Source organism: Microbacterium umsixpiens (genome assembly GCF_053543675.1).
Genome location: NZ_JBLVOH010000028.1, coordinates 14,842 through 20,483, shown reverse-complemented (window position 1 = coordinate 20,483; position 5,642 = coordinate 14,842). Strand labels below are relative to the sequence as shown.

The following is a 5,642-nucleotide window of genomic DNA, read 5'->3' as shown; positions in this document are numbered from 1 at the left end:
AGAACAGTCTCGTCGGTGTCGACGAGCGCGCCGAGCGTCTCCTTCAGCCGTGCCAGGACGCTCACGGCCGCGCGCTCACCACGAGAGGCTCACGACAGTGCGCGCCGACCACTGAGGACGCCCGCGACGACGGCCACCAGGGCGAACGCGGTGCCGATCAGCGCCTGGCCCATCGACCACCAGGCGATCGTGACGCCGACGTAGATCAGCAGCTCGACGGCGGCGCGGAGGAACGGGTGCACGCGCAGTACCGGGCGCGGAGACAGGAAGAGCGCCCAGACGAGGATCACGAGCACCGGCGCACCGATACCGAGGATGACGTTCCAGGGGAGGTCCCAGCTGGCGAAGCCCCACAGGGCGAGAGAGGCGACCGCAGCGACCAGGACGACGGTGCGGACGACGTCGAGAGCGGAGATGGTCGGGCGCTCGACGCCGGGGACGGGTGCGGGATCCGAGGACATGCATCCAGTCTATTCGGCGGCCGGAGCGTCCTCAGCCGGTGCGGCGGCGGCGGTGTCGGTGGCAGGTGCGTCGGTGGCGGGTGCGGAGTCGACCGGCTCCTCGGGAGCAGGTGCGACCGGTGCCGGTGCGGCCGGTGCCTGTGCAGCCGGCGCGGGCTCGACGGGTGCCGGTGCGGGCTCGACGGGTGCCGGCGCGGGCTCGACGGGTGCGGGCTCGGCGGGAGCCGGCTGCGTCTCCGCGGCGGTGACGGCCGTCGTCGTGTCGTCGCCCTCGAGAGCCTGCTCCGCCTCCTGCAGGACGGCCTCGACGGCGGGGCCGGATTCGAGTGCCAGCAGAGTCGTGTCGGCGGACGGACCGACCTTGTCAGCCAGGACGTAGCGGAACGTGACGACAGTCGTGTCGGCGTCCACGACCTGCCAGAAGCTCGGACGAAGATCGATAGTCCCGGTGCCCGCATCGTCGAGGACGATGCTGTCGCCACCGCCACCGCCACCGCCCCCGCTGCCGTCGAGGAGCGCTTCGACCGTCGTTCCCGGTGCGCCGGTGACCGGCACGCTGTAGTGGATGGTGAAACCGCTGAACCAGATGGTCGCAGCGGACCAGGTGGGTGCCTCCGTCGGGACCGCAGGATCGACCGGGTCCACGGGATCGACCGGGTCCACGGGGTCGACCGGGTCCACCGGATCGACCGGGTCCACCGGGTCCACCGGGTCCACCGGGTCCACCGGATCCACGGGATCGACGGGATCCACGGGATCCACGGGATCCACGGGATCCACGGGATCGACGGGAGTCGCGGGGGGAACCGGCGGAGCGATGACCGGGCCGGCATCTTCCCGCGGCTGCGCCGGCGAGGAGTCTTCCACAGGAGGAATGGCCGGAGCCTCGTCCGGCACGGTCTCCGGCTCGTCGATGACGATCGGCTCGTCGAGGTTCAACGAGGCGTCGGGGCCGACCTGCGAAGTGATCGACGACGGGTCGGAGTCTCCGGCGCTGGGCTGCGATGTGGCCGGGTCCGCCCCGGCGAGTCCAGGAATGATGGTGGCCGCGGCGACGACTCCCGCGACGACCAGTGCAGCGGAGCCCGCGCCGACGAGGGCGCCGATCCCCGTCAACGCGCCACCGGTCGAGCCCGCTCCTGCGGTCGCACCGCCGCCGGCGGCGCCACCCGACCCGGTCCCGCCACCCGAGGAGGCGATGCCCGTCGCCGCCGGACCCGTCGGGTCTCCGGCGAACACCGCTCCGGGGATGCCGGACGGCATGGCAGCCAGAGCCACGATGGGAGTGCCGGCGCCCTGCAGCGTCGCAAGGTATCCGGCCGCGCCGGTGACGCCGAGCACGAGCGGGAGCAGCACGAGGGCGAGGCGCTTGGAGACGTCTTTGGCCTCGGCAGCGACGATCATGCATCGGGCGCACTCATCGAGGTGCAGCTCGAGGCGCTTGTGGTCACGAGTGCTGAGGTTGCCGCGCGAGTAGGCGCCGAGATGTTCGATCGTCCACTGGCATTCGGAGCCTTCGTCGGCGCTGCGCAGATGGGCCTGGATCCAGGCCTCGCGGAGACCTTCGCGAGCGCGGAACGCCAGCTGCGACACCGCGCCGGATTTCATGCCCAGCAGGTGTCCGACTTCCTGCGGCTTCATCTGCTCGATCTCGGTGTACCAGAGCACCTCCTGCCAACGGGAGGGAAGGCTGCGGAAAGCCTGCGCGGTGAGGCTCCGATCGAGCGCCTCGTTCGCGGCCTGGTCGGTGGTGTCGGGGTCGGCGACGGCGTCGAGCTCGTCGATCGCGGTCTCCCGGCGGGCGCGACCCCATCCTGCGGCAGTGTTGCGGATGCTCGTGAAGAGGTAGGCGCGGAAGGAGCCGTTGGGACCGCCGCCCTTGAGGATCGCCTGGTAGATGCGGGTGTACGCCTCTTGGACCAGGTCGTCCGGGTCGATCGAGGAGGTGACCGAGCGAGCGACCGCGAGGCCGGACGGATAGTGGCGACGCCAGAGTTCGCCGAACGCGCCTGTGTCGCCCGAGCGGGCTCGCAGGATCAGGTCGGCGTCGCCGATCGGTTCGTCGTGAGTCGTGTTCTCTTCGTGCACAATCATCCATCTGTCGCGGGCGCAGGTACGTCTCTACAGGGTGAGATGCGTGAGGGCGCCGCTCATCACGCGACTTCATCATTCTCTCGCGAATCTCCCAGCTAAGCCACCCTTCCCTGCGGATTCTGAACAGATATACGGGATCCCGCCAGGCCGACGGGGAGCCCACGGCCCGCGGGAGCACGGCGGCACGAACTTTTTTCCGAAGTCGCGTAATGAACCCGAGGGGTCGCCGTCTCATCCCATAGAGACAGCCGTACGAACTCCACCGGGGGGCGGAGTTCAGGTGCTGGTGTGAAGGACATGCACCGGTCGGGCGGGTCGGGATCCTCGGGGGAGGAGAGCCCGGCCCCCCAGCTCTGCACACGAGGAAGAGACCGCCGATCTGGGGACCGGCGGCCTCCCGCGTGGATCGGTCCTCGGACCGGGGTGGCTTTCCGAAGATTTTCGAGAAGTCGCGTAATGAATCGGTGGGGATGCCGTCTCATCCCATAGAGACAGCCGTACGAATTCCTCCGGGGGGCGGGATTCAGGCAGCGGTCGGTCGGGATCCTCGGGGGAGGAGAGCCCGGCCACCGGCTCTGAGAGGGGAACGGGGCCGTCGATCTGGGGACCGGCGGCCCCCCACCCGAACCTGAACGGCCGGAGAGCGCAGGGTTGCGCGTCGCGCGATGCTCTGCTGCCTCTAGGCGTGCAGCCGTGGTCCTGACCACACTCGTGCGACGCGCAGCTCGGCATCCAGCAGTACGGCATCTCCGAGCATCCCGACCCGGAGCCCGCCGAGTTCGGTGGAGCGGCCGATCGCCCGCGCCGGCGTCTCGGTGAGGGCCCGCACGGCTTCAGCGACGTCCACGCCGGCGGCCACCGTGCGTCGCAGCGCGACATCCTGAGTGAGGGTCGATCCGGCGATCGAACCGGTGTCATCGGTTCGGGCGACGCCGTTCTCGACCGTGACGCTCACCGCTCCGAGGTCGTAGTGGCCGTCGGCGCTTCCGGCCGCGGCCATGGCGTCGGTGATGAGAGCCACTCGGCCCGGGGCGGAATCGAACACGAGCTTGATGACGTGCGGGTCGAGGTGCACGTTGTCGGCGATCGCCTCCAGCACCACACGATGATCTGCGGCGGCCGCGAGTACCGGTCCGGGAGCGCGATGGTGGATGCCGGGCATGGCATTGAACGCGTGGGTGAGGATCGACGCGCCGGCCTCGAATGCGGCGACCGCCATCGCTGCGTCGGCATCGGTGTGTCCCACGGCTGCCGCGGATCCGGCGGCCACGATCTGCCGGATCGCGTCGAGTCCGCCCGGAAGCTCCGGCGCGATCGTCACCTGCCGGACCGTGCCGCGGCCCGCGTCGAGCAGACGCGCGACGTCGGCCGTAACCGGGTGGCGCAGAAGCGCGGGCTCGTGCGCGCCGTGGTGGCCCGGGTCGAGGAAAGGTCCTTCGAGGTGCGAACCGAGGATGTCCGCGTCGGTCTCGGTCAGGTCGGCGATCGTGGCGACGCTGCGGGCGAGATCGTCGATCGACGCCGTCACCAGCGACACGACTGCCCGGGTGGTGCCGTGCGCGCGATGCAGATCGCGCCCGGTGCGGATCGCCTCCACCCCGTCGTCGAACGATGCACCGGCACCGCCGTGTCCATGGATGTCGATGAACCCCGGGGCGAGCAGGGCGCCGGGTCCGGCATCCGCCGCGGCGTCGACGACCTCATCGGCGGGCGACCAGTCGGCGCCGGTGCCGCGAGCCGTGACGGTGCCGTTCTCGATGCGGACCCAGCCGTCTTCGGTGATCTCGCCGCGATCGACGATCCTGGCCGAATGGACGACCAGTGAACCGGTCGCGGAGGAGTGGGTGCTCAACGTTCGCTCCAGGGGATCTCGTCTGCGGGGTGGAAATCGACCCCCTCAGCCTTCCACAGCGGGGCGAGCGCTCCGACCCGCTCGCGGAAGGACTCCCACACCCGCTCGGGAGCGTGCTGCGGCGACCATGCCACCTCCGCCTGGGCGGCCACGCGGGGGAAGACCAGTTGCTCGACGTCGCCGAGTGTGCGCGTGGTCTCGGACCACAGCGGCGCTTCGACGCCGAGGATCGCGGCATCCGGCACGTCGAGGACCGCGGTCGGCTCCCACTCGTAGGCGGAGCGGACGTCGATGATCGCGGCCCAGGTGAGTCCCAGGGGGAAGTCCTCGGTGTACTTCATGTCGAGGTAGGTGACGTCGGCCGCGGACATGATCAGTGCGCCGCCGCGCTCGACGAAGTGCGCGGCCTCTTCCGCATGGGCGCCCTCCGGGGTCGTCTTGCCCCAGTACTGCCCGACCGTACCCTCGGCGATGTTCGCCGCCGATCCCATCTCATGCCAGGCGACCGGTGTCTTGCCCGCGTCGACCACGATCGCGGTGGCGCGCTCGGCGAACAGGTCGAAGTCCGCCTGGGGCGTGCCGAGCGACTCGTCGCCGCCGATGTGGATGTACGGACCGGGTGTCATCTCGGCCAGCTCGCGGACGACGTCGCGCACGAAGTCGTACGTGCGCTCCTCGTGGATGCGCACGCTGGAGTGTCCGACGCCCCAGCCCAGGTAGCTCTCGCCGGCGACCGGCAGCGCCTGGCCGAGGCGTTCCGAATCCGCGATCAGGTTGTCGTTCATGACCGGCTCCTCGACGAGCTCCGGGTAGGCGACGCCGATCGCGTGCGTGTGACCGGGGAGGTCGATCTCGGGGATCACGATCATGTGCCGGGATGCGGCGTACGCGACGATCTCCCGGTAGTCGTCCTTCGTGTAGAAGCCGCCCGGGTCGCCGTTCGCCGACGTGCCGGCCGACAACTCCGTGAGCCGCGGCCAGGAGTCGATGTGCACACGCCACCCCTGGTCGTCGCTGAGGTGGAGGTGCAGATGGTTGAGCTTGAGTGCGCTCGTGCTGTCGATGAACTTCTTGACGTCGTCGACGCCGAAGAAGTGCCGGGCCACGTCGAGCATCACGCCGCGCCGGGCGAAGCGGGGGGAGTCGGCGATGTCGGCGCCGAGGAGCGCCCAGCCGGAGTCGTCCTGCCGGAGCAGTTGCAGCAGTGTCTGCACGCCGTAGAAGAGTCCGGCCTC

Annotated in this window: 4 protein-coding genes; all 4 read right to left on the bottom strand. The window is 70.2% G+C overall.

The annotated features are described in order from the left end of the window. Positions 1-89: 89 nt before the first annotated feature. Positions 90-461 (bottom strand): YrdB family protein, encoded by a 372-nt coding sequence (locus tag ACNPM4_RS02955; RefSeq protein ID WP_029262323.1) that lies wholly within the window; start codon positions 459-461, stop codon positions 90-92. A 9-nt stretch (positions 462-470) separates the two neighbouring features. Beyond that, positions 471-2,549, bottom strand: coding sequence for a sigma-70 family RNA polymerase sigma factor (locus ACNPM4_RS02950; RefSeq protein WP_448984646.1), 2,079 nt, complete (start codon positions 2,547-2,549; stop codon positions 471-473). A 685-nt stretch (positions 2,550-3,234) separates the two neighbouring features. After that, a complete protein-coding gene (locus ACNPM4_RS02945) occupies positions 3,235-4,407 on the bottom strand; it encodes an N-acetylglucosamine-6-phosphate deacetylase (RefSeq protein WP_448984645.1) in 1,173 nt (390 codons plus the stop codon). Continuing rightward, a partial coding sequence (locus ACNPM4_RS02940; protein ID WP_448984644.1) for a family 20 glycosylhydrolase occupies positions 4,404-5,642 on the bottom strand: 1,239 nt, incomplete at its 5' end. The genes ACNPM4_RS02945 and ACNPM4_RS02940, both read right to left, overlap by 4 nt.